The following is a 23,619-nucleotide window of genomic DNA, read 5'->3' as shown; positions in this document are numbered from 1 at the left end:
GGTGGTGCAGGCTCATGCGACCCGTGAGCATCTCAGGGCATCGTCGACGATGTCGTCGCTGATGTCCCAAGTCGCCTTGATGTCGTCACGTGGTTCGCCAGCGGCGATCGCCTCGGCGATAGCGGAGACCCGCAATCGCCTGCCCCGGACAGTGGGCTCGCCGAAGCCGTATTCGGGGTCCAGCACCACGTTCGGCGTGCCGAATAGGCGGAAGCGGCGCACTTCATCTGTCTCCTCGTACTCGGCGTCTTGCTGAAAGCGCTGAACCTCCATCGAGAGCATGACGTTCTGGTTGGTGCGCACCACGAATCGCAGCGACGGGCTCAGCACCGTCTCGTCCTGGATGCGCAGCACGAGATCCCGACCGTCTTCGCTGAGAAATGGGCGAGCGGTTGCGAGCGGATAGTCGGTCTCGAACTCTCTGCGCAACGCCATGATCGCCGGCCGCATTCGCACGACCGCGACGCCGCGGCTTCGGTACTCGGCGATCAGCCGAGTCTCGACGAACTCGCCCCACGTGACCGCATCGGAACCCGTGGTTTCTGCACGCACCAGCGGTTCGTACTGGCGACCGCGACGTTCGTAGCCATCGATCCAACGCCGCGCTGTGCCGACGCCCAAGTCGAGCAAGCGATCCACCTGGCTCATCACATACACCTCACGGTGAAGCAGCGACGTGACTTGACCCATGAGAACCTCCCGGGACGCGCGCTCGTCCTCACAATGCCACGAACTCTTCGTCCGAGCCGAACCAATTGCGGCCGTCACGCCTCTCCGTCGACTGTGCCGGGTGGCGTTGCTGTCAGTGACCTGACCCACGCTTCGGCCTCACGCCGAGTCGACAGCCAGACGATCGGGAGATCGGGGCGCTGCTCTGCCAGTGCCCGGACACGTGGCGCGTGCTCGTGGTGTGTTCGTATCGCCCAGCGGATGATGTGGTCAGGATCGCTCAGGATCGTCCTCAGAGGTGGTTCACGAAGCCCGTTCCACAGCTCGCTTCGACGAACGACACGCCGCAGCGTCCGCCTGATGACGCGGGTGGTCGCCAGCCATCTGGGCAGGTCTAGGAACACGAGCAGATCGGCACGCACGGCGAGCAGCGGGCGAGCGATCGTGTACTGCCATTCGGTGACCCACTCATCTTGAGTGGCCAGCGCAACGATGTCGTCGCGGAACGTCGGTCTTGGCTGCCATTGCGGGCCGTGATACAGAGCGTCTAGTTCCGCGTACGGCAGTTCCCAATGGGCAGCGAGCAGTCGGGCAAGCGTCGACTTGCCAGAAGCAGCCGCACCTGCCACCAAGACCCGTTTCGGCCTCAGCGGCAGCCCATCGGACCACCTCAGAACTGACACTCCGGCAAGCGTATGAGCCAAGTTTGCGAGCCCTCAGGTGCGCCCAGCCGACTCGCCGATTGTCGATCGGTCTTTCGGTCAGTTGCAGGAAGTGCCGACTGCGAGCGGTATGGGGATCTCTTCTTCGCCGGAGGAGGCGAGCACGTCGACGCAGCCGCGCTCGTCCACCCAGATTCCGCCTGCCCAGACGATCCACTCGCCGCGATCGGCCCCGCAGGGCCAGCCGCCTACGTACTCGGCCGAGCCGACCTCGCATGCGGGACCGTGTGAGTCGCAGGGGCCGGCTGTCAGTGCATCCGCAGACCCGAACTCGACCCGCCCATATTCGAGGAACGCACGGCCCGGGGCTTTCACGATCGCTAGCGATGCCTGCTGTGAGCGGCGCACCAGCAGCCCGAACTTTGCGAATCGGTAGTCCTCGTAGCCCGAGCCCTCCGGCCCCGACCGCCCGAGCTGCAGTTGCCGCGAAGGCAGAGCGATGAACCCGCCGCCAGCGCCGTATGCCATATAGCCGTGACCCAGCAGCTCGTCGGAGACGATGTCGATGACATCCCGGCACTCGACGAATTGATGTCGAGGTCGATCTTCGACTATCTGACTGTCGGCGGCATTTCCAGTGCAGCCCAAGACGACCCCGACGATCAGTGCAGCACCAGCGATCCGCATCGTCATCACCGCCGATCCGTCAGGTTTCGAAGGTCTGCCCGGCGTCTCCATCGCCACATACCGCTGACAAGCAGGCTCAGTCTCGGACGACGCAGCGCATTCATCGATGAACAACGCCCTTCACAGGGTCGAGGCCTAGGAGCTGACACAATCCGAAGCAATGAGCGGATCCCCTGTGAGCGAAGGGAACGAAGTCGAACGTCTTCGAGACCGTAAAGCCCTCGCCGCCGAGACCGCTGCACTGGAGGCTGACGAAGCGGACAGGACCGAGATGGCCGCCGTCGCCAGCTTGATGGCAGAACTCCGTTCGCCGGGGTGACATCCATGAACTGCCTCGGCTGAGGGGTGTCGAATCGACGGCAACTCGGTGTCAATCTTGCGGCGCGTCTCGCTGCCACGCACTGCAGGTAGTAAGCCGGGCTACATGGCAGCACGTCAGTGGCTGCGGGCTGGGGTCTGGCTTCTGGGAATCGCTGCGGTATTCGCTGCCGCAGCTTGCAGCACGCCTTCCGAAGAGGCGGCTTCTGAGCCGACCGAAGACTCCGGGATGACTGCAGCATCCGAACCACAGAGTCACATCGACGCTGCGGCAGACCCGCCCGATTCTTCAAGTGATGCGCAGGCCAACGTGCCGGATACCGAACCAACGAGGGTTCCTGGTGGCGAACCGGCCCAGTTCGTGTCGATGTGGGGATACGAGCGAGGCGATGGAGCAAATCAGGCGTTGCTGGAGGGCACCTTGGTCATTGAGGCTCCGTGCGTGTACCTCGTGGGGAACAACTACTACGAGGGGAGCGGCGAGCCGAGACTTGAACGCGCGTTGCTTCAACTTCCCCGGTCGGGTACTCGCTTCGACGCTGAGACCGGCGAAATGTGGGTGTGGGACAACGGCCCCTTCGTCACTGGTGATCAGGTCGGCGCCGGTGGAGGGGGAGGCTCACCGGAAGATGACGCGGCTGAGTGCAGCTTCGACTCCGTGTGGTCCGCGACCGGTTTGACCCTGATCCCTCGACCGCTGAGCTTTGAGCAGTTGCTCGATTCCTCCAACAGCGAGCGACTGGCCTGGACGGCTGGGGCGTGGGGCCGCTTGATCGCCGACGAGGTGCCATGGGCTGCTGACCCGCAATCAGTCGGAGAGATCGCCGGCGATTCGACGTTGGTCGTTATCGGCCGGGTCGCGTTCATCGACTTCGATCCGATCTACGTGCCGAAGCGGGATGACTACACACAGGATGCTCCGCGTCCGCTCGGATTGTCGTACGCCAACTTGGGAGTGCGTGTCGAGCGAGTCGTCGCGGGCGAGTTCCGCCACCACCGCGCCGACAACATCGAGGTGTCGGTTTGGCAGGGCGGCATCCCGCCCGTGGAGACGTGGATCAATACGGACAGCACGCGGCCTGCGCTGCTGTTCCTGCAGGCGAAGGACTCGTACTTCGCGTCTCGTGGCATCGACCCGTTGGCACTGATCGAGGGTCTCGATGCCGACACTGCAGCCAAGGTCGTCGCGGGGTGGGACACCGGCTACTACCTGACCTCGGTCGAAGGCGTGCTGATCGGCGCGCCCGATGGTCTGCGGAATCCGCTGCTGCCACGCGAGCCCGGTACCGACGGCGACGCCTCGATGTCGGCGGTCGAGCACGACAGCAACACCATGAGTCTCAGCGAGCTTGAACAAACCATCCGCGACGCGTTGCCTGCCTACGTTGCGGAGGATGCCACCGCCGAAGCCGTCAACTATGTGCCTTCGCCCCAATTCGAGTCGATGCTGTACGGGTACGAGTACGGCCCGATGTCGGTCGATACCAGCGTGCGAGTGGGCACACTCGCCCTCGAGCCACCCTGCGCGTACTTGCTCGTGGCGCCGCCGTCTGGGGCTGGCGCCACGACTCCCCCCGAGAGGCATCTGTTGCATCTGCCCCGATTGGGTGCTCGGTACGACACCGAGACCGGAGAGCTGTGGGTGTTCGGCAACGGTCCGTTCGCTTCCGGCGACCAGGTCGGCGCCATCGGAGGCGAATTCGCGAAAGGGCGGGATGCGCCGTCGTGCAGCTACGACCACACTTGGGGAGCGGTCCACATCAAGCTGGTTGAGGACCTGCCGTGACTCGCTACGACGCCGTTCAGGGCAGTGGGCAGTGTGACCTGGCGGCACGATCTCGGCTGCGGGCCTGTGCGTGGACAGTGGGGGCTGTTGCGCTCCTCGCCGCCTCGGCATGCGGCTCGGCTGACCAAGGGGAGCAGGTCTCGACTGCGGGGGCAGCGAGTACCCCGGAATCGACGCTGGCATCTGCACTGGCTTCGCCCGTGACGGCCGAGCCTCGAGGGTCAAACGGGTCATTGCCCGAGGCCGCTGCCACCGTCGATGACGCACTCCTTGCGTGTGATGACGTTCCTCAGCTCGAGGGCACGGTCGAAGGCAACTTGAGTGGTACTCAGAACCCTTCTGACCGGCTGATCGGCATCATCCGCTCCTACGGCAGCCAGCATGAGTCGTTCGCTGATCTGTGGATCGACCGGGCACACGGCGGGGCGCTTGTGGCCGCGTTCACTGATGACCTTGAGGATCACCGCGAAGCGTTGACTGCCCTGCTGCCGCAAGGCACACCCTTCGACGTCGTCCGAGCCGAGAATTCCGTCGCCGAGCTCGACGCAGTCCGGGCAGTGATTCATGCCAACGTTGCCGAGCTTGAAGGACTGAGCAGTTTCGGAGCCCCGGCGCCTCTCAACCGGGTCGAGATCGGTTTCGTCGACCCGCCTGACATCACGTTGGACCGGCTCGTCGAGCTCGTGCCTGCAGCGATGGTGTGCGTCGAAGTCTTCTACCCCCCTGATCCGCCCAGCGGGCCGCTCAACATCATCCCGCTCGTCAATGCCGAGGATCCGCTGGTGGAATGCCGCGGCATCGGCACCGTTCGCTATTCCCGGCTTGTCGATCCGGTCTCAGTCGACGAGGTCGATCATGCCGCCGTAGAGGCTCTGCGGGCGGAGATCGAAGCGCCCAGCCCCGAGCCGCTTCCTGCCGGCGACTGGTCCGTCATGCACGTTGATGAAGACAGCGCCACGTTCGCCATCGTCGAGGGCAATGTCATCGCCGGTCGTGCATCGTTCCGCCTGGCCGGCGATCGGTGGGTGCTGTCGGGTTATGGGGGCGGTGGCCGCCCGTGCGAATCGCGTGTCCCGCTCCCGCCGGGCATCGCCCACGTCAGAGTCCACCTCGATCCCGACACGCTGCCCAGGCCCGCCAGCACCAGCATCTTCCTGTTCGTAGAAGACATCGGCTGTTCCAACGGGCGCGAGATCGACAACGAGCTGCGAGGGCCGCAGATCATCGAGACCGACGACGAGGTGCTGGTGGCGTTCGCCGTGATTCCGGTGTGGGGTGTTGCCACCTGCCAAGGGGCCCCGGCCACCTCGGTCAGGGTGGATCTGTCGCGTCCGCTCGGCGAACGAGCCCTGCTCAACGGCGCCCTGATGCCACCTGCACCTCTCAAACCCCACCCTGACCTCTAGGCAATGCGGCATGACGCTGCCGCCGTCGGATCAGGTGGGGTCGCCGGTGTGGCGGTGTGCTTCGAGCTGGCTCAACGAGGCCCACTCGAGGGTGCGGGCGTGGGTCGCTTCGAGGACGACCGGGGGAGCGCTGCCCGCCTCGAACGCTTCGGTCCAGCGGGACGCGCACAGGCACCAGCGGTCGCCGGGAACCAAGCCGTCGAAGCCGACCGTCGGCTGCGGAGTGGACAGGTCGTTGCCGGCCGCCTTGGAGAACTCCAGGAACTCCGCCGTCATCACCGCGCACACCGTGTGCACGCCGAAGTCACCTGAGTCGGTGTTGCAGCAGCCGTCCCGAAACCAGCCCGTCAGCGGGTCATACGAGCACGGCTGCAGTTCGCCTCCGACAACGTTGCGGGCCACGCCGCCCAGTCTCTCAGGTCACCGCCACACCCGGGCTTCAGGCCGCGACTGCGTGGCCGACGGACGACGCAGTGCGACCGTCATCGACCGCTCAGCCGACGATCAGCGCTCGCAGTGGGGCGAAGAGAGGCGGGCTGGCGGCGAATACGAGGTCGTCGTTGAGCTCGTTCGGGAGCTCGACCTGGGCTCCGGCTTCTTCGGCGATCAGCGCGCCGGCGGCCCAGTCGTAGATGCGGAGATCGTGCTCGAAGAAGGCATCGCAGCGACCGTTGGCAACCCAGCACAGGTGCAGCGCCGCGGAGCCGAAGGCTCGGACGTCGCGGGCGGCGGGAAGCACACGCGACAGCGCCGCCGCCTGCTGGCGACGCCGTTCGGCGTGGTACGAGAAGCCGGTTGCCACCAGCGCCTGCGCCAGGCCGTCCGACGCGGCGGCGGCAATGGACGAGCCGTCCAAGCGAGCGCCTGAGCCGCGTGCCGCGGAGAAGACCTCGCCGCGCAGCACGTCGGCAACAGCACCCGCCACGACCGTGCCGTCGCGGGTGGCAGCGATGCTCACGGCGAACACCGGCAGGTCGTACAGGAAGTTGACGGTGCCGTCGATCGGGTCCACGATCCATCCGACGCCGCTGTGCCCCACTTGGTCAGCTAGCTCCTCGCCCACGATCGAGGAGCCGGGGCAGCGACGCAGCAGTTCGCCACGGATGAGTTCCTCTGACTGGATGTCCAGCGCCGTCACCACGTCAGTCGGGGAGGACTTCGTGCGCAAGGCCTCGCCGGTGCCCGCCGCTTCCCGCAGGAACGCAGCCGCCGCCCGGGCGACATCAACAGCGATGGCCTCAAGCTCAACAGGCGTCATGCGCCGCTCACCTTGCCACGTCCACCCGACCGCGGCGCGGTCAGGCTGTACGACCGGGCGCTAGGAGCGGGGTGCGACTGCTGTGATGAGCCGGTCGACCACTGCTGACCAGTCGTCGCCGGACAGCTGGGGCCGCTCGGGGGACTGGACCCGCAGCGCCAGGTATGTGCCGAGGCCGAGCGATTGGCAGAGGAACACGATGGCGGCGGTGCTCAGCGCCGGGTCGATGACTCCGGTTGCCTTGCCGTCCTCCACGATCTCGGTGAGATCGCCCGCTTCGAGCTCCATGCACCCGGCAACCGTGGGATGCACCGACGGGTCGCGGCTGGCGCTGACGCATGCCTCGATCCACAGGTTGCGCATCTCGTCTCGTGTCGAGGTGAGCAGGTTGGCGCCGAGCATTTCGAGCTTGTCGTCGGCCGCCGCCTCAGCCTGCTTGATCAACAGCAGCATGCGCTGGGCCGACGTGTGCTCGATGACGGTCAGGAACAGCTCGCGCTTGTTGGGCCAGCGCGCATACACGGCGCCAGACGTCATGCCGCATCTGCGGGCGACCTCTGAGACCGTGGCGGCTTCGAAGCCACGTTCGCCGAACACCGCTGTCGCCGCGTCTAAGAGTTGTTCGGTGACCCGCTCGGACTTCCGCCTGGGTTGGGTGGTTTCCTCATGGATCGGAGGCCCGGGGTCCTGTGCCGCTGTCACTGACTGCCGAGCGTAGCCGTCGCACTTGATCGGTCGATGCGACCTCGACGGGCTCCCTCATTCGAGCCGTGCTCGTGAGGATTTCTTCACGCGATGATCTCGTGCCGGATCCCGCGGACGTCCATCTCGAAGTCGAGATCGATGACGGGCGGGCGCGACCGGTACCAGCGCAGGCCGTGACGGGTGGCTGCTCCCATCTGGCCGATGACCGCATCCTCGAGCAGGCCTTCATGCATGAAGACCGTGTACACGTCGGTGGTGGTGACCTGGCTCCAGCCGGCGCCCATGGCCGCCAGGCGCGACCCCATCGTCGCCACGACATGGCCGGCCTTCTCTCGCATGGCCTCGGGGTCGGTCTCGCCCTTGCGGACGATCTCGTTGTCGTCGAGCGTCGCTTCGGGGATCTCCCCCGCGCCCGACACCACGAACGTCGTCGGCGTACCGGCTGCGGCCTCGACGGTGTAGGAGAAGGCGTGCAGCACCGGCTCGGCAGGCGGGTCATGCGCGGGAGCCACGTTGGTGCGGGCCAGCGGATTGTGATCCCCGACGTAGAGGTCCCATGAGCGGATGAGCTCGACGTAGCCCGCGTTGAACTCGATGAAGCCGGGCATGGAGTACGGCTCGGGGCAGCGCAGCTCGATCGCGCACAGGGCCGGGCGCTCCCGACCGACGGCGGACAGATGGGCGTCGATCAGCTCGAACCCCTGGCGCCACGGCACGTGGGCGCCGAGTGTGGCGTGAACCACCTCATGGCCGTCTGATGCCACGACCCCGCTGGAGAACGGTGAGATGCCGGTGAGGAAGCGGTAGCCGCCTCGGGGATTGTCGATGAGCATTCGTGTCTCCTTGTAGAGGCTGGCCTCTACTTAGCAGAACGCTCCCGGTGACCGGGCGGGCCCGGCTAGCCGCTGGCCATCGTCCAGCTCAGGACCAGCAGGCAGCCGGCCAGCGCCACGGCGATGGCGAGCAGCCAGTCGCCGGCCCGGGCCCGAGGCTGAGTCGAGGTGTCCATGGTGGTTTCTCCGCTTCTGTGAAGCGTGCCCGTGAGGTGCACGTGGTGTTTCCCTCAGTGCACCAAGGGGGTGTGACAACCAAGAGCGCGGGCTCACCATGTGGGCCGGGTGAGCACGCCGCCGTCGACCACCAGATCCACGCCGGTGATCCATCTGGCGAGGTCCGAGCACAGGAAGACGCACGCATCGCCGACGTCTGCAGCGGTGCCCAGCCGACCCAGCGGTGCCGCCGCGTGCCAGCGCGCCACGCCCTCGGGCCAGTCGTCGGCGAGGCCGGGCCGGTCGATCAAGCCTGGCGAGATGCTGTTGACGCGGATCCCGTCGGGGCCGTATGCGCCGGCGGCTGCCCGGGCGTGCATCAGCAGGCCGGCCTTGGCGGTTGCGTAGTGACCGTGCAGGTCGGTGGGCTGGTGCCCTTCGATCGAGGCGATGTGGACGATCGACCCGCCGGTGCCGTGTGCGCGCATCGCGTTCGCGGCGGCGTGGGTCAGCCGGTGCACCGCCGTCAGGTTGACGTCGATCATCTCGGCCCACTCGGCATCGCTCAGCTCGGTGAAGTGCACGAGCGGCTGGATGCCAGCGTTGTTGACCAGCCCGTCCAGGCGGCCGTGGTGCTCGAGCGCGGCATCGACCACACGCTGCGGGCTGTCGGGCGCAGCCAGGTCGGCCTGTACTGAGGCGACCGGCGTTCCATCGAGATCCGCCAGATGATCGACCGGCGACGAGCGGGTGTGCGCCACCACGCTCGCACCCGCGGCGATGAGCCGCCGGGCGATGCCACTGCCGATGCCGCCGCCAGCACCGGTCACCACGATGACCCGGCCGTCCAACCGGATCAATTCGTCCGGCGCCGGCAGATGGTCTCCAGCCGACAACTCGTCCTGCTCAGCCATCGGCTGCATCCTCGCGACTGAAGCGGGCGATGTCGTCCGCGGCCTCGGGGTATGCGGCCGACAACACCGCCCGGTCGCCGAGCTCGAAGCTCGCTTCGTCGAACGGAGGCGCCATGGTGGTGCCCACCAGCGACCAATCGCCGGTCGTGCCGGCGGCCATCCACGTGTCGGCCCCAACGATCACTACCGGGCGCTCGCCAGCCGCCAGGTCGGCCCCGAGCCGTGGCCGCAGCACGGTGCCGTCCGGTTCGAGCAAGAACATCTCGACTGCAGCGCCCGAGTAGTGGTGCCACAGCTCGACGCCGCCCAGCCGATGCAGGGCCGAGAAGTCACCGGGCCGCAGCAGGAAGTAGATCGCCGAGGAGTGCTCGTCTCGCCAGGTCTGCGCCCACTGGCCGCCCTCGCCAGCCAGCGGCTCGAGCCCCAGCAGCTCGATCACATCGTCGGCATCCACCGGCGCAACCAGCCTCAGCCGGCGTCGATGTCGGGTGCGATCGGGTCCAGTCCGAGCAGGTCTTCCAGCACCGCGAGGGTCTGCAGTACTCCCACATCGTCGGTCTGGTGGCCGAGCACTCCGAGGCCGATCGGCATCCCGTCATCGGTGAAGCCGCTGCACACCGTTCCCGCCGGCCGCCGGGTGAGATTGGCGAGCGGTGTGAAGCGCACCCAGTTCTCGGTCTCGACCCCGTCAATGAGCCCGTCGCCGCCCACCACGGGGGTCTGCGACGCCATGGTCGGCAGCAGCATCACGTCGAAGCCCGACATGACCTCGCCGAGCTGCATGGACAACTCGGTGGCCTGCTGGCGAGCCGACGAGATCGCTTCCACGGTCACGTTCTCCAAGGATTCCTCAAGAGCCACGGCCAGCAGGTCGGTCACGTCATCCCATGCGGGCGTGCCGAGCAGCGGCCTGTACGAAGGCGCGATCAGCCCGCCCAGGAACAGCGGCACGAACGCGGCTGACACGGTGTCGAAGAGCGTGCCCATCTCGACTACCTCGACGCCTTCGGCCGCCAGCAGCTCGACCGCAGCGGCGCAGCTCGCCAGGATCTCCGAGTCCACTGCATCGCCGTCGAACGACGGCACCCACAGCACCCGCGCGGGCAGGGGAGGATCGTCCAGCGCAGCGCGCCACGACTCGGTTGGCGTCGGCAGGCTGCGCAGGTCTGAGGGATGGGGACCGATGACTGCATCCAGGCAGTACGCCACATCGCGGATCCGGCGGGCCATCGGTCCGACGCACGACAGGTCGAGCAACCCGGGTGGCGGCGGCCCGCTGGGCACGCGCCCGTGGCTGGGCTTGAGGCCCGACATGCCACAGATCGACGACGGGATGCGAATCGAGCCACCGCCGTCAGAGCCCGTGCCCACCGGCACCATGCCCGAAGCGATCGCGGCACTGGTTCCGCCGGATGACCCGCCCGGGGAGCGGCCGGTGTTCCACGGGTTCCAAGTGGCGCCGAAGACGTTGTTGTAGGTGTCGCCCATGCAGCCGAACTCGGGCGTGTTGGTCTTGCCCAGGATCACGGCACCGGCGGCCCGCATGCGGGCAACTTCGGTGGAATCCGCAGCTACCGGAGGCGAGTCACGCAAGTGCATCGCCCCCCGGGTGGTGACGAATCCCGCAGCATCCGCCAGGTCCTTGACCCCGATCGGAATTCCCGCCAGCGGGCCGACCTCCTCGCCCGCATCGAGCCGCTCGTCGATGGCAGCAGCCTGCGAGCGAGCGCTCTCGGCATCGAGCGCCACAAATGCATTGAGCTGCGGGTTCAGCACCTCGATCCGCTCGAGTGCATGCTCGGTCACCGCAGCAGCGCTCAGCGCCCGGTCGCGCACCATCGCCGCCAGCGCCTCCACCGTCACCGTCCGAAAGTCGGGCACGTCCATGGCTGCCTCCGCTGCGCTCGTCAGTTCCCCTCGCCGCGGGACACTAGCGAGCCACCGAGACCCCGCTGGCTCAGCCTCTCAGCGGGCGGATGCGCCGCCGTCGATCGTGACCGAGGTTCCGCTGACGTGGCTCGCCCGGTCCGATGCGAGGAAAGCCACCACGTCGGCCACCTGTTCTACGGTGCCCGGCGCCGGGTCGGCGGGGATCAGCTCCTCCCAGCGCGACTCGTCGCCCAGTTCGTCGATTGCTTGGCGGCGGAGCATGTCGCCCATCCGATCAGTGATGATCAGCCCCGGGTTGACGGCAACCACGCGCACGCCGTCACGCAGGCTGCGGCTGCCGAGCGCAGCGGTCATGGCGATCAGGCCGCTGTTGCCCACGCCGCCGGCGATGTAGTTCGGTTGCGGTCGCAGCGACGCCACGCCGATCACATTGACGATCACCCCGCTGCCGCGGGCCGTCATCAGCGGGAGGACGGCCCGGCACAGGTCGATGTAGCCGAAGACCTTCAGGTCCCAGGCATCGCGCCATGTCTCGTCGTCGACCGTCACGATGTCGCCAGCGGGAATCGCTCCGGCGTTGTTCACCCAGATGTCGACCAAGCCGGCCCCGTCGCCGTCGCAGCCGGTCTCGGCGAGCAACGTTCGTCGGCCATCAACCGTCGACAGATCGACGGCATGGGTCGTCACGGCCGCCCCGGGGGCCGCCTCCCGCACCTCGTCGGCGGCCCGGGCCAGCACGTCCGCCGACCGTGCGGCCAACGCCACCTCGCAGCCTTCGCGGGCCAGCGCCAGTGCGCACCCCAGCCCGATGCCCTTCGATGCGCCCGTGATCACGGCACGCCTGCCCGTCAGCCCCAAATCCATCGGCTCAACGTAACCCCGGGCCTTCGACGGATGCTGTGTTGGCGAGCGGCGGCTGCCGGGTCGGGCGGTGGCGGCGTTCGGGCGGGGTTGGCGCGGTGGTTCTACGCTGCGCGCATGGCCAGCGTTGACGAGGTCCGCGACGAAGCCCGGACGTGGCTGGAAGAGCATTGGCACCGTGAGCGGCCGCTGATCGAATGGCGCAACCTGCTGGCCGAGACCGGCTGGGGCACGCCGTCATGGCCGACGGAATGGCACGGGCGAGGTCTGCCGCCGTCGATGGACGCTGTGGTGGCCCGTGAGTTCGACGCGGTCGGAGCGGTGGGCGTGGCGGCGGGCGTGAGCATGTATCTCGTGGCGCCGACACTGCTCGCCCACGCCGACGACGACCAGAAGCGGCGTCACCTGCGCCCGATCCTGACCGGCGAGCACAAGTGGTGCCAGCTCTTCTCCGAGCCCACCAACGGCTCGGACCTGGCGGGGCTGGTGACCCGGGCCGACCGTGACGGCGACGAGTGGATTGTCAACGGCCAGAAGGTCTGGAACTCGGGCGCGCACAAGGCCCGGTTCGGCATTTTGATGGCGCGCACCAACTGGGATGTGCCCAAGCACCAGGGCATCTCGTACTTCCTGATCCCCATGGAACAGCCCGGCGTGGAGGTGCGCCCGCTGCGCCAGATGAACGGCCACGCCACGTTCAACGAGGTGTTCTTCGAAGATGCCCGGGTGCCCGGCGACGAACTGGTCGGCAACCCCGGCGACGGCTGGCGCATCGGCCTCACCACGCTGACCCACGAACGGGCGGCGGTGGCCACACGCCGTCCCCGCTACCCGGCTGACGGCGGCCCGACAGTCGAGCGAGCCAAGCAGGAGAGCGACGAGTACTTCGCCACCTACAAGTGGTACCCGCAGCGCGCCGGTCGGGCCAATCTTGTCGTGCCTGAAGCGCAGCGCACCGGCCGGGTCAGCGACCCGGTGATCCGCCAGCAGATCGCCCGGGTCGAGACGCTGCGCCGTATCTCGTCGTGGACCACCCAGCGCGCCCGCGACGCACGTGCCGCCGGCAAGCCGCCCGGCCCCGAGGGCTCGCTCACCAAGCTGAACATGTCGGTGACCGCACGGGCCTGCCACACCGCCCACACCATGATCGCCGGCTCCATGGGCATGCTCGTCGGCCCCGGCTCAAACGCCGACGGCATCGTGTCGGAGATCCTGATGTCCACCCCGGCCATGTCGATCGCAGGCGGCACCGACGAGATCCAGCGCAACATCATCGGCGAGCGGGTCCTGGGCCTGCCCAAGGAGCCCGACGACGCCAAGGACCTCCCCTACAAAGACGCCCGCCGCAACTGAGGCCGGGCACGGGCCGCACGCCCGCCTCGCTGACGGCGCGGCGCCGCAGCTACACGTCGATCTTGTAGAGCTCTGCGGCGTTGTCCTGCAGGATCCGCTTCTGGGTGGCGGCGTCGAGGTTGCCGATGGCGTCACGCACCCGCTCGACGCTCTTCGGGTACAGGCACGTCGGGTGCGGAATGTCGGTCTCGAACATGATCTGGGTGGCGCCGATGTGGTCGATGGCCGGCGCCAGCGTCTGCGACTCGAACCAGAAGCAGCCGAAGAACTGCCGCCGGAAGTACTCAGACGGCTTCATCGACAGGTGCGCCAAGTGCTCGGGCGCCGTCTCGCCGCACTGGTAGTCGAGCGCGTCGAGCAGGAACGGGATCCAGCCGATGCCGCTCTCCACCGACACGAAGTTGAGGTTCGGGTAGCGCTCGGGCACGTCGCTCACCAGCAGGTTCACCATCCAGCGAAGCTGGCCCAGGAAGATCGCCGCGCCGCCCAGCGAGATCTTCACATCGCCCGACCAGGTGTCATAGGGCACCTTGCCCGACCAGTCGATGTCGCCCTCCGACGCGCCGATGTGGAAGTTGACCGGCATCTCCAGCGCTTCGCAGATCTCCCAGAACGGCCGCCAGTCGGGCTGGGCGAAGTTGGGCATGCCCGAGTCGTGCGGGTTCGAGCACATCACGATGCCCTTGGCGCCGTTGCGGTGCGCCCGGTCGACCTCCAGCACGCTGGCGTCGATGTCCCACCACGGCACCAGCGCCATCGGCAGGATGCGGCCGCCCGAGCGGGCCTGCAGGTCGGCCATCCAGTCGTTGTAGATCTCCACGCAGGCGATGCGCAGCGCCCGGTCCTCCACCTTGAGGAAGTTCTGATTTCCGAAGCCGCCCACGTTGGGGTACACGATGCCGTGGCTCACGCCCATGGCGTCCATCAGCTCGAGGCGGGCGTCGCAGTCGTACGAAGCGGCGTGCACCATCTCGATGTCGTGCTTGAGGAACTTCAGCCCGAGCATCTTCTCGCCGTCGGGCAGGATCGCCGACACCGCCGAGTCGCCCGCGATTGGGATGTCGCCGTTCACCACCCACTTGCGCTTGCCGTCGTGCTCGCGGATCTGGGGCACCAGGTCGCGGTACTTCGCCGGGGCGAGGCTGGTCCACAGGTCGTGCGGCTCGGTCCAGTGGGTGTCGGAGTCGACGATCTTGATCCCGGGAAAGAACTCGGTGATCGGCATGGTGTGCGCCCCCTCTCGGTGCCTGTCGGCACCGGATTCGAAACTACCAGTCACCCGCGCAGCAGTTCCGGGCTGGCCGTCTGCTCAGCAGCCGGATCTGCGCGAAGCTCGCTGCACGCACCCAAGGAGGCGGACCATGCTGCGACTCACGTTCTTGCTGCGGCGCAAGAAGGGCATGACCCGGGCCGAGATGCAGGACTACTGGCTGAACGTGCACGGCCCGCTGGTGGTATCGCACTCGGCCACTGCCAAGTTCCTGCGCTACGTGCAGGTGCACACCACCAGCGACGACCACAGCCGCCTGCCGGGCCGGCGCGGCGAGATGGAAGAGCCCTACGACGGGGTTGCCGAGGTGTGGTGGGAATCGCGTGCGGCGATGCTTGCCGCCATGCAGACCGACGCCGGCCGCGAGTTCGACCGGGTGCTGGTGGAAGACGAGCTCAACTTCGCCGACATCGAGAACTCCTCGGCGTACTACTGCTACGAGTATCCGCAGGTGAACCCGACGCCCGAGAACATCGTGGCCACCGAGCGGTCCAGCCTGGTCAAGCTGTACTTCAGCTTCCGCCACCTGCCGTCGCTCAGCATCGACGAGGCGCAGCGGTACTGGCGCACCCACCACGGGCCGATCATCCGGCGGCAGGCCCAGTCGTCGGGCATCCTGCGCTACCAGCAGGTGCACGCCGACGAGCACTCGTTCACCTCGGCGGTCAACCGCTCACGAGGATCGAAGGTGGAGCCCTACACGGGCCACGCCGAGGTCTGGATGGACCGCAGCGCCATGGGCAACGCGATCCCGGAGAACCGGGCGGCATCGCGCCGGGCCTACGAAGACGAGGCCAACTTCATCGACTTCGGCCGCTCAGTGATGTTCCTGGCCAAAGAACACGTGATGGTCGACCACCGGTGAGCTCACCGCCGGCCGACGGCGTGAGCGAGGCGGCGGCGGCCGACTGGGCCGCCCTGGCCGCATCCGACGCAGAGGCATGGCCGCCAGCGCTCGACGACGACGGCCCGCGCATCATGCCGCTGAGCTGGGACCGCGGCCCGCAGCGCCTGTGGGGCACCTACGAACGGGCCGAGCGCGACCATTACAGCCTGGCCGGCGAGGTGGACTGGGCGGCGCTCGCGCCCGACGATCTCTCGCCCGACGAGCGCCTGGGCCTCGCCTACTGGTTTGCCATGCACGGCAGCTTCGAAGCCGCCGGTGTGCTCACCTTCGCGCGGGCGCTGATCGCTGCCTTCGAGGCCCGCGAACACGACGCCGTCCGGCGGATGCTGGTGACGGTGACACGCGACGAGAACCATCACGACGAGATGGCGATGCGGGTGTGCCGGGCTATGCACCCGACCTTCGGCGAGGCGATGACACCGGCGAACGAGCTCGAGCGTGCAGCCATGCGCAACATCGCGTGGGTCCAGTCGCAGATCAATCGCTACTGGCGGGGCTACCAGTCGGCGCATGAGCGCTACCGCTTCGGCACCATCGTCTCTGCGTTCGCCGCCGGCGAGGCAGCGGGCACGTTCATGTTCGGCCAGCTCGCACAAGACTCGTCGCACCCGGTGCTGCGCTCGCTGATGCGGCTGGTGGCCCGTGACGAATCGCGCCACTTCAGCCTCGCCACGCACCTCATGCGCCGCTACCTGCCCAACATCGACCCGGACGAACAGGCGGCGGTGCTGCGGAACCTCGTGGGCTCGCACGCCTACTTCTCGGTCTTCATGGACGAGCCGAACGAGCAGTTCTGGGGCCACCTGCCGAGCGGCTGGGTGGACTGGCACCACCGCCTCGAAGACCTCGCACGTCGGGCGGGCCTTGCTGTGCCCGACCCTGATCAGCGCACCGATCTGTGGCGGGGCGCGTTCCTGCGGGTGAAGTCGATCGTGGACGAGGTCGGCCTCGACTTCCCGGCCATCCCGGCGCTGGGGATCGACGGCGACGAGATCGCTGTGTCGCCCGACGATGTCGTGGTCGCGGCGCTGTAGCGGGCGTCAGCCGTGCACGCACCCGGCGTCGCGGGCGAAGCTGAGGGGCCACACGCCGGCCGACTCGACAACTGACCGGGAGGGGACCATGGCAGAACCGCTGCTGATGCGCTACTTCGACGAGATCGAGGTGGGTGACACGCAAGTCACCCGGGCGCGGACCATCACCGAGACCGATGTCGTCAACTGGTGCATGTTCACCGGCGACTGGTTCTTGCTGCACTCCGATGTCGTCACCTCGGCGGAGTCGATGTTCGGCCAGCGCATCGCTCCCGGGCTGATGGTGCAGGCAATCGCCGGCGGCCTGCTGCTGCCGGCCGACACCCGCAGCGTGATCGCCAACTACGGCATGGACCGCCTGCGCTTCCCGGTGCCGACGTTCATCGGCGACACCATCCACGTCGAGCTCGAGATCATCGAGAAGGAAGAACGCGAGGTGGGCGGGCTGGCCCACATCGAGTGGCGGGTGCTCAACCAGAACGGCACGCTCGTGCTCACCTGCGTGAACTTGGCCCTGTTCGCCCTGACCCGCCCCGAGGATGATCCACGATGAGCCCCGAGAACACGGGCGGCCAGCCCGCCTTCGAGACGCTGGCCGTCAACGACGAGAGCGGCGTCCGCACCATCACCCTGAACCGGCCTCGGGCCATGAACGCTGCCAACCAGGCGATGCTGGCCGAGCTGTCGACGGCGTTCGAGGCCGCGGAAGCCGACGACGGCGTGCGCTGTTTGCTGATGACCGGAGCGGGCCGGGCATTCTGCTCGGGCCGGGATCTGTCCGAAGCCGAGCCCGGCGAGGACGCCTACGCCATCATCTCGCAGACGATCACCCCGGTCCTCGAACAGCTCTGGGAGTTCCCCAAGCCGAGCGTGGCGGCGGTGAACGGCGCTGCGATGGGGGTTGGCCTCGGCCTCGCGCTGAACTGCGACGTGGTGATCGCGGCTGACAATGCCCGCTTCAGCTCGCCGTTCGCGAACCTGGGCGTGGCACTCGACTCGGGCGGCCACTACCACCTGCCCCGGCTGGTCGGCATGGGGCGGGCGATGGAGATGATCTACACCGCCGACATCATCCGGGGCCCGCAGGCGGCCGAGTGGGGTCTGGTGAACCGCTCGGTGGCCGGCAGCCGGCTGCTGGCGGTGGCCTCGGCGCTCGCCCGGCGCATCGCGGCGGGGCCCACGCTGGCGTTCCGCCGCCAGAAAGCCCTGCTGCGCCAGGCCCTCGGCATGACCTGGGCCGACGTGAACGAGGCCGAGGCGCGGCTGCAGGCCGAGCTGGTGACCACCGACGACTACCGCGAGGGCTTGGCTGCGTTCGCTGAGAAGCGGCCGCCCCGCTTCAGCGGCCGATGAGCACCACGTGGGACCTGCTGCGCCGCACCGCACGGCGGCGGCCCGACGACCTGGCCTACATCTATCCCGCCGAGGGGCTGCAGTTCACCTGGGCGGAGGTTGCCGAGCGGGCGGAGCGGCTGGCCGGCGGGCTGGCCGAAGCGGGCGTGGCGGCGGGCGACCGGGTCGCCACCCTGTTTGCCGACGGGCCGCTCCACAACGAGGCCATCTTCGCGTTGGCTCGGCTGGGCGCGGTGCGGGTCGGGCTGAACTACCGGTACTCGCCGGCCGAGATCGACACGCTGCTGGCGCACAGCGGGGTGGGCTACGGGCTGTGCAGCGACGACTTCGCTCCGCTGGTAGCGCAGAGCTCGCCCGGGTTCATCAACTGCGGCGACGCTGCTGCCGACTACGGCGAGCTGACCGCGTTGATCGACGCCGGCCAGCCCGGCGGATTGCCGACCGTCGAGGTGACCGAGGCCGACCTGTCCACCATCTGCTACACGACCGGGTCGACCGGTGCCCCCAAGGGGGCCCTGTGGACCCATCGCAACGTCACCCACGCGCTGGCGCACACGGCGATGGACGCCGAGATGCGACCCGACGACATCTGGCTGCACTGCCTGCCGGGCGCCGGCGTTCCGGGGCTGCTGGGCATCTGGCACGTGGTGCTGGGCTGGACCAACGTCGTGCTGCCGGCGTTCACGCCCGCTGACTGCCTCGACGCCATCTCCCAGCACAGCGTGACCGCGACGGTGTGGGTGCCGACGATGCTCGGAGCGGTGCTCGACGCCCAGGAGGCGGCGCCCGCCGACTGCTCGAGCCTGCGCAAGGTGGTGTACGGGTCGGCCCCGACCACGCCGGCGATGATCCGGCGCACCCTGGCCACCTTCGCCGACACCGAGATCGAGCAGTGGTACGGCTCGACTGAGGGGGCGGGCGGCTGGTTCACTCGCCTGTCCCACGCCGATCACCTGCGGGCGATGGCGGGCGATGAGCACCTGCTGCGCTCGTGCGGTCGGCCCATGCATCACGTCGAATTGGAGACCGCCGGGACCAGCGGCGAGGCGCTCGCGCCGGGCGAGCAGGGCGAGATCCGTGTGCGCAGCGCCTCGGTCATGGCGGGCTATCTGGATGCGCCCGAACAGACCGCCGAGACCTTGCAAGACGGCTGGCTGCACACGGGCGACCTGGGCTACGTCGACAGCGAGGGCTACGCGTACCTCGTGGACCGCAAGCAGTTCATGATCATCACCGGCGGGTACAACGTGTATCCCGTCGAGGTGGAGAACGCCCTCGCCGAGCACCCCGCCGTGGCGGACGTGTGCGTGTTCGGTGTGCCCGACGACCGCTGGGGCGAGGCAGTGCACGCGCTTGTGGTGCTGCGTGACGGCGGGGGAACCACCCCCGAAGAGCTCATCGATTTCAGCCGCGAGACGCTGGCCACGTTCAAGGTGCCCAAGACGGTCGAACTCCGCAGCGAATTGCTGAAGGGCCCGACCGGCAAGGTGCTGAAGCGCGAGCACAAGGCCGACTACTGGCCCACCTAGCGCGCCCCGGGCGCTCAGGCGTGTTCCTGGCGCCGGACCACCAGGAACCAGGTGAGCACGAACGACAGCACCACCAAGATGACGCTCAGCAGCCCGGCCTCGGCAATGAAGGCATCCTCGAAGGATCCGTAGATCCGGGTGGTCAGCGTCGAGAAGCCGAGCGGCGACACGAACAGGCTGATCGGCAGCTCCTTCATCACCGACAGCAGCACCAGTCCCGCGCCAGCTCCGAGCGCAGGGCCCATGACCGGCATGTCCACCGTCAGGAAACGTCGCAGGGGACCGGCGCCGAGGAGACGGGCCGAGTCGTGCAGGCGCTCGGGCACGCTGCGCACAGCGACCACGCTGATGCCCATCGCGAGCGAGCCGAAGCGCACGATGTAGGCGAAGATCAGCAGCGCCGCAGTGTCGCCCAGCAGATCGAGCACCAGGTCGGTGCGCAGCGTCCAAAAGCGCATCGACAGGGCAATGAGCAGCCCAGGAAGCGCGAACGTGCTGATGACCACGGCGTGCGCGAGCGACCCGGTCCGGGATCGGTAGCGCCCCACCAGCAGGGCGATCGGCAGCACCGCCGCCACCGACACCACGGCCGCTACGACGCTCACCCACACGGTGTTGAACGTGGACTCCGCGATGGAGGAGTAGTCGACGGTGAGCGCGCGGTCGCCGGTCAGCGAGCGGAACAGGCCGCGCTGCGCCCAGTCGGCCAGGGCGATGAAGGGTGCGATGACGCTCGCGAAGACCGTCACTGCCACCGCTGCGGTGGCCCACGGCCGCCAGCGTCCGAGCCGGTAGTCGAGCGGCCGATCGCTCTTGGCCGACATCGCGTCGGGCAGGCGGCGCGAGAACCAGCGCTCGGCCAGCACCACGATTGCTGCGAGCACCAGCAGCATCAGGCTGAGGGCCAGGGCGACAGGCGGGTTGGCCAGGTAGTTCGTGGCAATGGCTCGTGTCAGCGTGTCGTACCGCATGAGCTGCACAGCGCCGAAGTCGCTCAGCGTGTACAGGAACACCAGCAGCGTCCCTGCGCCGATGGCGGTGCCGGCGTGCGGCAGGCAGATGCGGCGGAACACGGCAAACGCGCTGTCGCCGAGCAGCCGGGCGCTCTCCTCGAGGCTGCCGGGAAGGTGCCGCAGCCGTGCCGCCACCGGCAGGTACACGTAGGGATAGGTCATCAGCACCAGCACGAACCATGCGCCCCAGAAGCCCCGCAGTTCGGGCACCGAATCGATGCCGACGCTGCTGAGCAGGTCATTGGCCAGCCCGCCCGGATTGAGCGCGCGGATGAACGCAGCCGCGCCCACGAACGTCGGATACACGAGCGGCAGCGGCAGCAGGACCCGCCACAGCTTGCGCAGCGGCAGGTCGGTCCGCATGGTGAGCCACGCCAAACCGGTGCCGAGCACCAGCGCGCTCGCCGACACCGACACCGCCAGGCGCAGCGATCGCCACAGCGGGCCGAGGGTCCGGGCGCTCCACAGCAGCCCCTCGGGACCGGTGCCGTCGCGCAGCGCCCGGTACACCAGGTACACACCGGGGAAGGCGAACCCGAACGCCAGCACCACCCCGGCGATGCGCAGTGCAGCAGGGGCGCGGCTGCGTCGCCGCCGGAGTGCCTGGATCATCGCGCCGCTCCGGCTGAGAGGCTGAGCCGTATGGCGAAGCCGTGGCCCGAGCGGCCCGTGAGCGCAGCGAACAAGAGCGGGAAGCAACGGGCAACGCGACGGCGAGTTCCGCCAATCCGCGCACGTACTAAACGCGGCTGTGCTGAGGTCACTCGTTCAGGATGCCGCTTGCTTCGATGATCTCCGTCGAACGTGCGAATCCGTCGCCCAAGGCGTCGAAGTCGATGCTGCCGATCTCGGGGCCGCCCAGCGGGGGCAGGACGCCTGCGGGCGCCACGCCGGCCGCCAGCGGGTACTCGAGCGTCTCGTTGCTGAAGTACTGCTGGGCGGCCTGGCTCAGCAGGTAGGCGATGAACTGGTTGGCGATGTCTGTGTCGTCGCTGGCGGTGGTCACCGTGGCGGCGGTGATGATGAGTATCGAGCCGACGTCGTCGCCGGCGAAGTCCCAGTTGGCGGCGCGGTGATCGTCGCCCAAGGCCGCGGCCACTTGGTACTGGTAGTAGTGATTCACCAGTCCCATATCGATCTCGCCGCGCCCGGCAGCCTCGACGATGGACCGATTGTTGGGGTAGTAGCGGGCGTCGTTGGCCACCATGTCGTCGAGCCATTGCGCCGCGGTGTCGCTGCCGTGCTGGTCGCGGAACACGGTGAACCAGTCGACGAACGAGCCGTTCGTTGCCGGGACGGCCACCCGCCCGCGGTAACGCTCGTCAGTGAGGTCGAAGATCGATGCGGGCAGCTCGTCGTCGGCGACGCTGTCGAGGTTGTAGACGAGCACGCGCTGGCGACCGGTGAAGCCGACCCACGTTCCGGCGTCGGACCGGTGGTCGGCCGTGACCAGGTTCGCCACGTCGCCGTCGACGGTGGTGAGCAGCCCCTGGTTCGCCAGGAAGCCCACGGGGCCGGGCGAGCGCGACAGGAACACGTCGGCGGGTGTGCGGTCGCCTTCCTCGGCCAGCAGCAGGGCCAGATCGGTGGAGGCGCCCCACCGGACCGCCACCGTGATGCCGGTCTCGCACTCGAAGGCGTCGAGGACCGGCTGGATCAGATTCTCGGTGCGGCCCGAATAGACCGTGAGCTGCCGGTCCGATTCCGAGACGCACTCCCCGTCGTAGATCTCCGCAGCGGTGCCTTCCAGCGTGCGTGCGGAGCCGCATGCTGCCGCCGCCACGCCGAGGGCGACGATGAGGGCCGCGAGGCGCAAGCGCTTGGCGGAGCCGCTGGCTCGTCGGCGGGGAAGTGCAGTCGTGTCGTTCTTGAACATGGCGCCGCACTATAGCGGCGGTTGTCACCTGTTGTAAAGTAAACCTAACTACAAATATCGAGCGACCTGATCAGCCCCACACCCACGGCCGGACACAGGGCCTGCCCGCTCTCCGCATCTGGGAACGGGAATCGAGGTCAGTCGAAGCGAAGCGGCTCGGCGGCGCTCCAGTCGACGGGCTGCTCGTCGAGATTCAGCGCGAGCTGGTGCCAGATCAGCTCGACCGCCGGCGGACCCACCGGGTCGGCCTCGTCGGCGGCGTTCACCATCAGCTCGTACATGGCGCCGTCGGTCTCGTCGGTGGGGCGGGCCAGCAACTCCATGAACGCCTCGGCCATCTCGCATGGCTCCAGCATCCGCGGCTGCCAGCGCCCGAAGACCCGCTCGTTGCCTGCGTACTCGTTGGTCATGCCCGTGCGCACGAACGGCAGCAGCAGCGTGAAGCAGGTGACGAGGTCGGCGCTGCGGCCCAGGTTCACCTTGAGCACCTTGGGAAGCTGCAGCACCGCCCAATTGCTCAGCGCGTAGCCGGGCACCGCCGGGCCCGGGTCGACGGCCTGCCGCGACGACACGTACACGAACTGCGCCTGCTCGCCGGCGTACACCGCCTCGCCCGCCCACAGGTGGGTCGATGCCAAGAAGCCGTCGACCTTGGTGTCGAGCACCAACCGTGACTGCTCCAGGTTCTCAATGAAGGCTTGGCGCACCCGGGCCCGCCTGAGCGATGAGGACTCGCCCTCGACTGGCCGCAGTGTGCGGCCGAGGCTGTAGCCGGACTCGGTCAGCCCGGAGTTGCAGATCACCAGGTTCGGCGGCAGGCCGCCCATCTGATCGATGACGTAGCTGCGTATGGCCCACAGGTCCCGCAGGTTGGTGACATCGGCCTGCACGGGGAAGGCATGCACGCCCTCGTCGCGCAGGCGGTCCACCAGGTCGAACCCGTCCTCGTAGCTGCGGTGGAAGTGGATGCCGACCGAGTCGGCGCCGTTGAGCCCGGCGCTGAGCGCCATCGCCTGGCCGATGCCGCCGTCCTTGCCGGCACCGGTGATGAGCACCCGCTTGCCCTCTACGCCGCCGCGCAGCGCATCGAAGCGGAACCTGTCGGTGGGCGCGGTGTAGGTCATGGCGTTGCTCCTCAG

The 23,619-nt window shown here is 68.1% G+C and carries 23 protein-coding genes; 8 read left to right on the top strand and 15 right to left on the bottom strand.

From position 1 onward, the window contains the following. Positions 1 to 12: 12 nt before the first annotated feature. The 3 genes from ACOQPE_RS03100 to ACOQPE_RS03090 all read right to left on the bottom strand — a co-directional run bounded on the left by ACOQPE_RS03100 (position 13) and on the right by ACOQPE_RS03090 (position 2,024). A complete protein-coding gene (locus ACOQPE_RS03100) occupies positions 13 to 690 on the bottom strand; it encodes a DUF433 domain-containing protein (RefSeq protein WP_420610461.1) in 678 nt (225 codons plus the stop codon). 74 nt (positions 691 to 764) lie between these two features. After that, entirely contained in the window at positions 765 to 1,352 is a 588-nt protein-coding gene (locus ACOQPE_RS03095; protein WP_420610460.1) for an AAA family ATPase, read from the bottom strand. A 78-nt stretch (positions 1,353 to 1,430) separates the two neighbouring features. Continuing rightward, positions 1,431 to 2,024 (bottom strand): hypothetical protein, encoded by a 594-nt coding sequence (locus tag ACOQPE_RS03090; protein WP_420610459.1) that lies wholly within the window; start codon positions 2,022 to 2,024, stop codon positions 1,431 to 1,433. A 541-nt stretch (positions 2,025 to 2,565) separates the two neighbouring features. On the opposite strand from ACOQPE_RS03090, the gene ACOQPE_RS03085 reads away from it, so the two are divergent. Next, positions 2,566 to 4,122, top strand: coding sequence for a hypothetical protein (locus tag ACOQPE_RS03085; protein ID WP_420610458.1), 1,557 nt, complete (start codon positions 2,566 to 2,568; stop codon positions 4,120 to 4,122). Positions 4,123 to 4,322: 200 nt separating this feature from the next. After that, on the top strand, positions 4,323 to 5,528 hold the full coding sequence (locus ACOQPE_RS03080) for a hypothetical protein (protein WP_420610457.1): 1,206 nt from the start codon (positions 4,323 to 4,325) through the stop codon (positions 5,526 to 5,528). Positions 5,529 to 5,558: 30 nt separating this feature from the next. Here the strand turns inward: ACOQPE_RS03080 and ACOQPE_RS03075 are convergent, their stop codons facing one another. From ACOQPE_RS03075 to ACOQPE_RS03040, 8 genes are all read right to left on the bottom strand, one after another. After that, positions 5,559 to 5,930 (bottom strand): DUF2237 family protein, encoded by a 372-nt coding sequence (locus ACOQPE_RS03075; protein ID WP_420610456.1) that lies wholly within the window; start codon positions 5,928 to 5,930, stop codon positions 5,559 to 5,561. A 91-nt stretch (positions 5,931 to 6,021) separates the two neighbouring features. Further along, the gene (locus tag ACOQPE_RS03070) at positions 6,022 to 6,786 is read right to left on the bottom strand and encodes an inositol monophosphatase family protein (protein ID WP_420610455.1); all 765 of its coding nucleotides are present in this window, start codon (positions 6,784 to 6,786) and stop codon (positions 6,022 to 6,024) included. Between the two features lie 60 nt (positions 6,787 to 6,846). Then, positions 6,847 to 7,488, bottom strand: coding sequence for a TetR/AcrR family transcriptional regulator (locus ACOQPE_RS03065; RefSeq protein WP_420610454.1), 642 nt, complete (start codon positions 7,486 to 7,488; stop codon positions 6,847 to 6,849). A gap of 86 nt (positions 7,489 to 7,574) precedes the next feature. Further along, on the bottom strand, positions 7,575 to 8,324 hold the full coding sequence (locus tag ACOQPE_RS03060; RefSeq protein ID WP_420610453.1) for a RidA family protein: 750 nt from the start codon (positions 8,322 to 8,324) through the stop codon (positions 7,575 to 7,577). Positions 8,325 to 8,593: 269 nt separating this feature from the next. Further along, positions 8,594 to 9,394: an SDR family NAD(P)-dependent oxidoreductase gene (locus ACOQPE_RS03055; protein WP_420610452.1), complete on the bottom strand. Its 801-nt coding sequence runs from the start codon at positions 9,392 to 9,394 to the stop codon at positions 8,594 to 8,596. Beyond that, positions 9,387 to 9,848 (bottom strand): cupin domain-containing protein, encoded by a 462-nt coding sequence (locus ACOQPE_RS03050; protein WP_420610451.1) that lies wholly within the window; start codon positions 9,846 to 9,848, stop codon positions 9,387 to 9,389. Before ACOQPE_RS03050 ends, ACOQPE_RS03055 begins: the two co-directional genes overlap by 8 nt. A 14-nt stretch (positions 9,849 to 9,862) precedes the next feature. Beyond that, the gene (locus ACOQPE_RS03045; RefSeq protein ID WP_420610450.1) at positions 9,863 to 11,281 is read right to left on the bottom strand and encodes an amidase; all 1,419 of its coding nucleotides are present in this window, start codon (positions 11,279 to 11,281) and stop codon (positions 9,863 to 9,865) included. Positions 11,282 to 11,359: 78 nt separating this feature from the next. Next, positions 11,360 to 12,148, bottom strand: a complete 789-nt coding sequence (locus ACOQPE_RS03040) for a short-chain dehydrogenase/reductase (protein ID WP_420610449.1) — start codon at positions 12,146 to 12,148, stop codon at positions 11,360 to 11,362. A gap of 114 nt (positions 12,149 to 12,262) precedes the next feature. On the opposite strand from ACOQPE_RS03040, the gene ACOQPE_RS03035 reads away from it, so the two are divergent. After that, on the top strand, positions 12,263 to 13,498 hold the full coding sequence (locus ACOQPE_RS03035; RefSeq protein ID WP_420610448.1) for an acyl-CoA dehydrogenase family protein: 1,236 nt from the start codon (positions 12,263 to 12,265) through the stop codon (positions 13,496 to 13,498). 49 nt (positions 13,499 to 13,547) lie between these two features. Here the strand turns inward: ACOQPE_RS03035 and ACOQPE_RS03030 are convergent, their stop codons facing one another. Continuing rightward, positions 13,548 to 14,723, bottom strand: a complete 1,176-nt coding sequence (locus ACOQPE_RS03030; protein ID WP_420610447.1) for an amidohydrolase family protein — start codon at positions 14,721 to 14,723, stop codon at positions 13,548 to 13,550. A 136-nt stretch (positions 14,724 to 14,859) separates the two neighbouring features. On the opposite strand from ACOQPE_RS03030, the gene ACOQPE_RS03025 reads away from it, so the two are divergent. The 5 genes from ACOQPE_RS03025 to ACOQPE_RS03005 all read left to right on the top strand — a co-directional run bounded on the left by ACOQPE_RS03025 (position 14,860) and on the right by ACOQPE_RS03005 (position 19,591). After that, on the top strand, positions 14,860 to 15,633 hold the full coding sequence (locus ACOQPE_RS03025) for an EthD domain-containing protein (protein WP_420610446.1): 774 nt from the start codon (positions 14,860 to 14,862) through the stop codon (positions 15,631 to 15,633). After that, positions 15,630 to 16,709 carry a diiron oxygenase gene (locus tag ACOQPE_RS03020; protein WP_420610445.1) on the top strand — a complete coding sequence of 360 codons (1,080 nt, stop codon included), beginning with the start codon at positions 15,630 to 15,632 and terminating at the stop codon, positions 16,707 to 16,709. Before ACOQPE_RS03025 ends, ACOQPE_RS03020 begins: the two co-directional genes overlap by 4 nt. 88 nt (positions 16,710 to 16,797) lie before the next feature. Continuing rightward, entirely contained in the window at positions 16,798 to 17,262 is a 465-nt protein-coding gene (locus ACOQPE_RS03015) for a MaoC/PaaZ C-terminal domain-containing protein (RefSeq protein WP_420610444.1), read from the top strand. Next, a complete protein-coding gene (locus ACOQPE_RS03010; protein WP_420610443.1) occupies positions 17,259 to 18,062 on the top strand; it encodes an enoyl-CoA hydratase/isomerase family protein in 804 nt (267 codons plus the stop codon). Before ACOQPE_RS03015 ends, ACOQPE_RS03010 begins: the two co-directional genes overlap by 4 nt. Further along, entirely contained in the window at positions 18,059 to 19,591 is a 1,533-nt protein-coding gene (locus ACOQPE_RS03005) for a class I adenylate-forming enzyme family protein (RefSeq protein ID WP_420610442.1), read from the top strand. Before ACOQPE_RS03010 ends, ACOQPE_RS03005 begins: the two co-directional genes overlap by 4 nt. Before the next feature lie 14 nt (positions 19,592 to 19,605). Here ACOQPE_RS03005 and ACOQPE_RS03000 read toward each other — a convergent pair whose 3' ends face one another. The 3 genes from ACOQPE_RS03000 to ACOQPE_RS02990 all read right to left on the bottom strand — a co-directional run bounded on the left by ACOQPE_RS03000 (position 19,606) and on the right by ACOQPE_RS02990 (position 23,604). Then, positions 19,606 to 21,216: an ABC transporter permease gene (locus ACOQPE_RS03000; protein ID WP_420610441.1), complete on the bottom strand. Its 1,611-nt coding sequence runs from the start codon at positions 21,214 to 21,216 to the stop codon at positions 19,606 to 19,608. Between the two features lie 148 nt (positions 21,217 to 21,364). Next, entirely contained in the window at positions 21,365 to 22,480 is a 1,116-nt protein-coding gene (locus ACOQPE_RS02995; RefSeq protein WP_420610440.1) for an extracellular solute-binding protein, read from the bottom strand. A gap of 137 nt (positions 22,481 to 22,617) precedes the next feature. Further along, on the bottom strand, positions 22,618 to 23,604 hold the full coding sequence (locus ACOQPE_RS02990) for an SDR family NAD(P)-dependent oxidoreductase (protein WP_420610439.1): 987 nt from the start codon (positions 23,602 to 23,604) through the stop codon (positions 22,618 to 22,620). Between the last annotated feature and the right edge of the window lie 15 nt (positions 23,605 to 23,619).

The sequence above is a fragment of the Candidatus Poriferisodalis sp. genome, assembly GCF_965219595.1.
In the GTDB taxonomy this organism is placed as follows: Bacteria; Actinomycetota; Acidimicrobiia; order Acidimicrobiales; family Poriferisodalaceae; genus Poriferisodalis.
This window is presented reverse-complemented; position numbering and strand designations above follow the sequence as displayed.

What these genes read in the sequence shown, in the direction of transcription:
- ACOQPE_RS03100 (WP_420610461.1), bottom strand. Translation starts at nt 690, where the DNA reads ATGGGTCAAGTCACGTCGCTGCTTCACCGTGAGGTGTATGTGATGAGC.
- ACOQPE_RS03090 (WP_420610459.1), bottom strand. Translation starts at nt 2,024, where the DNA reads ATGACGATGCGGATCGCTGGTGCTGCACTGATCGTCGGGGTCGTCTTG.
- ACOQPE_RS03085 (WP_420610458.1), top strand. Translation starts at nt 2,566, where the DNA reads ATGACTGCAGCATCCGAACCACAGAGTCACATCGACGCTGCGGCAGAC.
- ACOQPE_RS03070 (WP_420610455.1), bottom strand. Translation starts at nt 6,786, where the DNA reads ATGACGCCTGTTGAGCTTGAGGCCATCGCTGTTGATGTCGCCCGGGCG.
- ACOQPE_RS03060 (WP_420610453.1), bottom strand. Translation starts at nt 8,324, where the DNA reads ATGCTCATCGACAATCCCCGAGGCGGCTACCGCTTCCTCACCGGCATC.
- ACOQPE_RS03055 (WP_420610452.1), bottom strand. Translation starts at nt 9,394, where the DNA reads ATGGCTGAGCAGGACGAGTTGTCGGCTGGAGACCATCTGCCGGCGCCG.
- ACOQPE_RS03045 (WP_420610450.1), bottom strand. Translation starts at nt 11,281, where the DNA reads ATGGACGTGCCCGACTTTCGGACGGTGACGGTGGAGGCGCTGGCGGCG.
- ACOQPE_RS03040 (WP_420610449.1), bottom strand. Translation starts at nt 12,148, where the DNA reads ATGGATTTGGGGCTGACGGGCAGGCGTGCCGTGATCACGGGCGCATCG.
- ACOQPE_RS03035 (WP_420610448.1), top strand. Translation starts at nt 12,263, where the DNA reads ATGGCCAGCGTTGACGAGGTCCGCGACGAAGCCCGGACGTGGCTGGAA.
- ACOQPE_RS03030 (WP_420610447.1), bottom strand. Translation starts at nt 14,723, where the DNA reads ATGCCGATCACCGAGTTCTTTCCCGGGATCAAGATCGTCGACTCCGAC.
- ACOQPE_RS03025 (WP_420610446.1), top strand. Translation starts at nt 14,860, where the DNA reads ATGCTGCGACTCACGTTCTTGCTGCGGCGCAAGAAGGGCATGACCCGG.
- ACOQPE_RS03015 (WP_420610444.1), top strand. Translation starts at nt 16,798, where the DNA reads ATGGCAGAACCGCTGCTGATGCGCTACTTCGACGAGATCGAGGTGGGT.
- ACOQPE_RS03010 (WP_420610443.1), top strand. Translation starts at nt 17,259, where the DNA reads ATGAGCCCCGAGAACACGGGCGGCCAGCCCGCCTTCGAGACGCTGGCC.
- ACOQPE_RS03005 (WP_420610442.1), top strand. Translation starts at nt 18,059, where the DNA reads ATGAGCACCACGTGGGACCTGCTGCGCCGCACCGCACGGCGGCGGCCC.
- ACOQPE_RS03000 (WP_420610441.1), bottom strand. Translation starts at nt 21,216, where the DNA reads ATGATCCAGGCACTCCGGCGGCGACGCAGCCGCGCCCCTGCTGCACTG.
- ACOQPE_RS02995 (WP_420610440.1), bottom strand. Translation starts at nt 22,480, where the DNA reads ATGTTCAAGAACGACACGACTGCACTTCCCCGCCGACGAGCCAGCGGC.
- ACOQPE_RS02990 (WP_420610439.1), bottom strand. Translation starts at nt 23,604, where the DNA reads ATGACCTACACCGCGCCCACCGACAGGTTCCGCTTCGATGCGCTGCGC.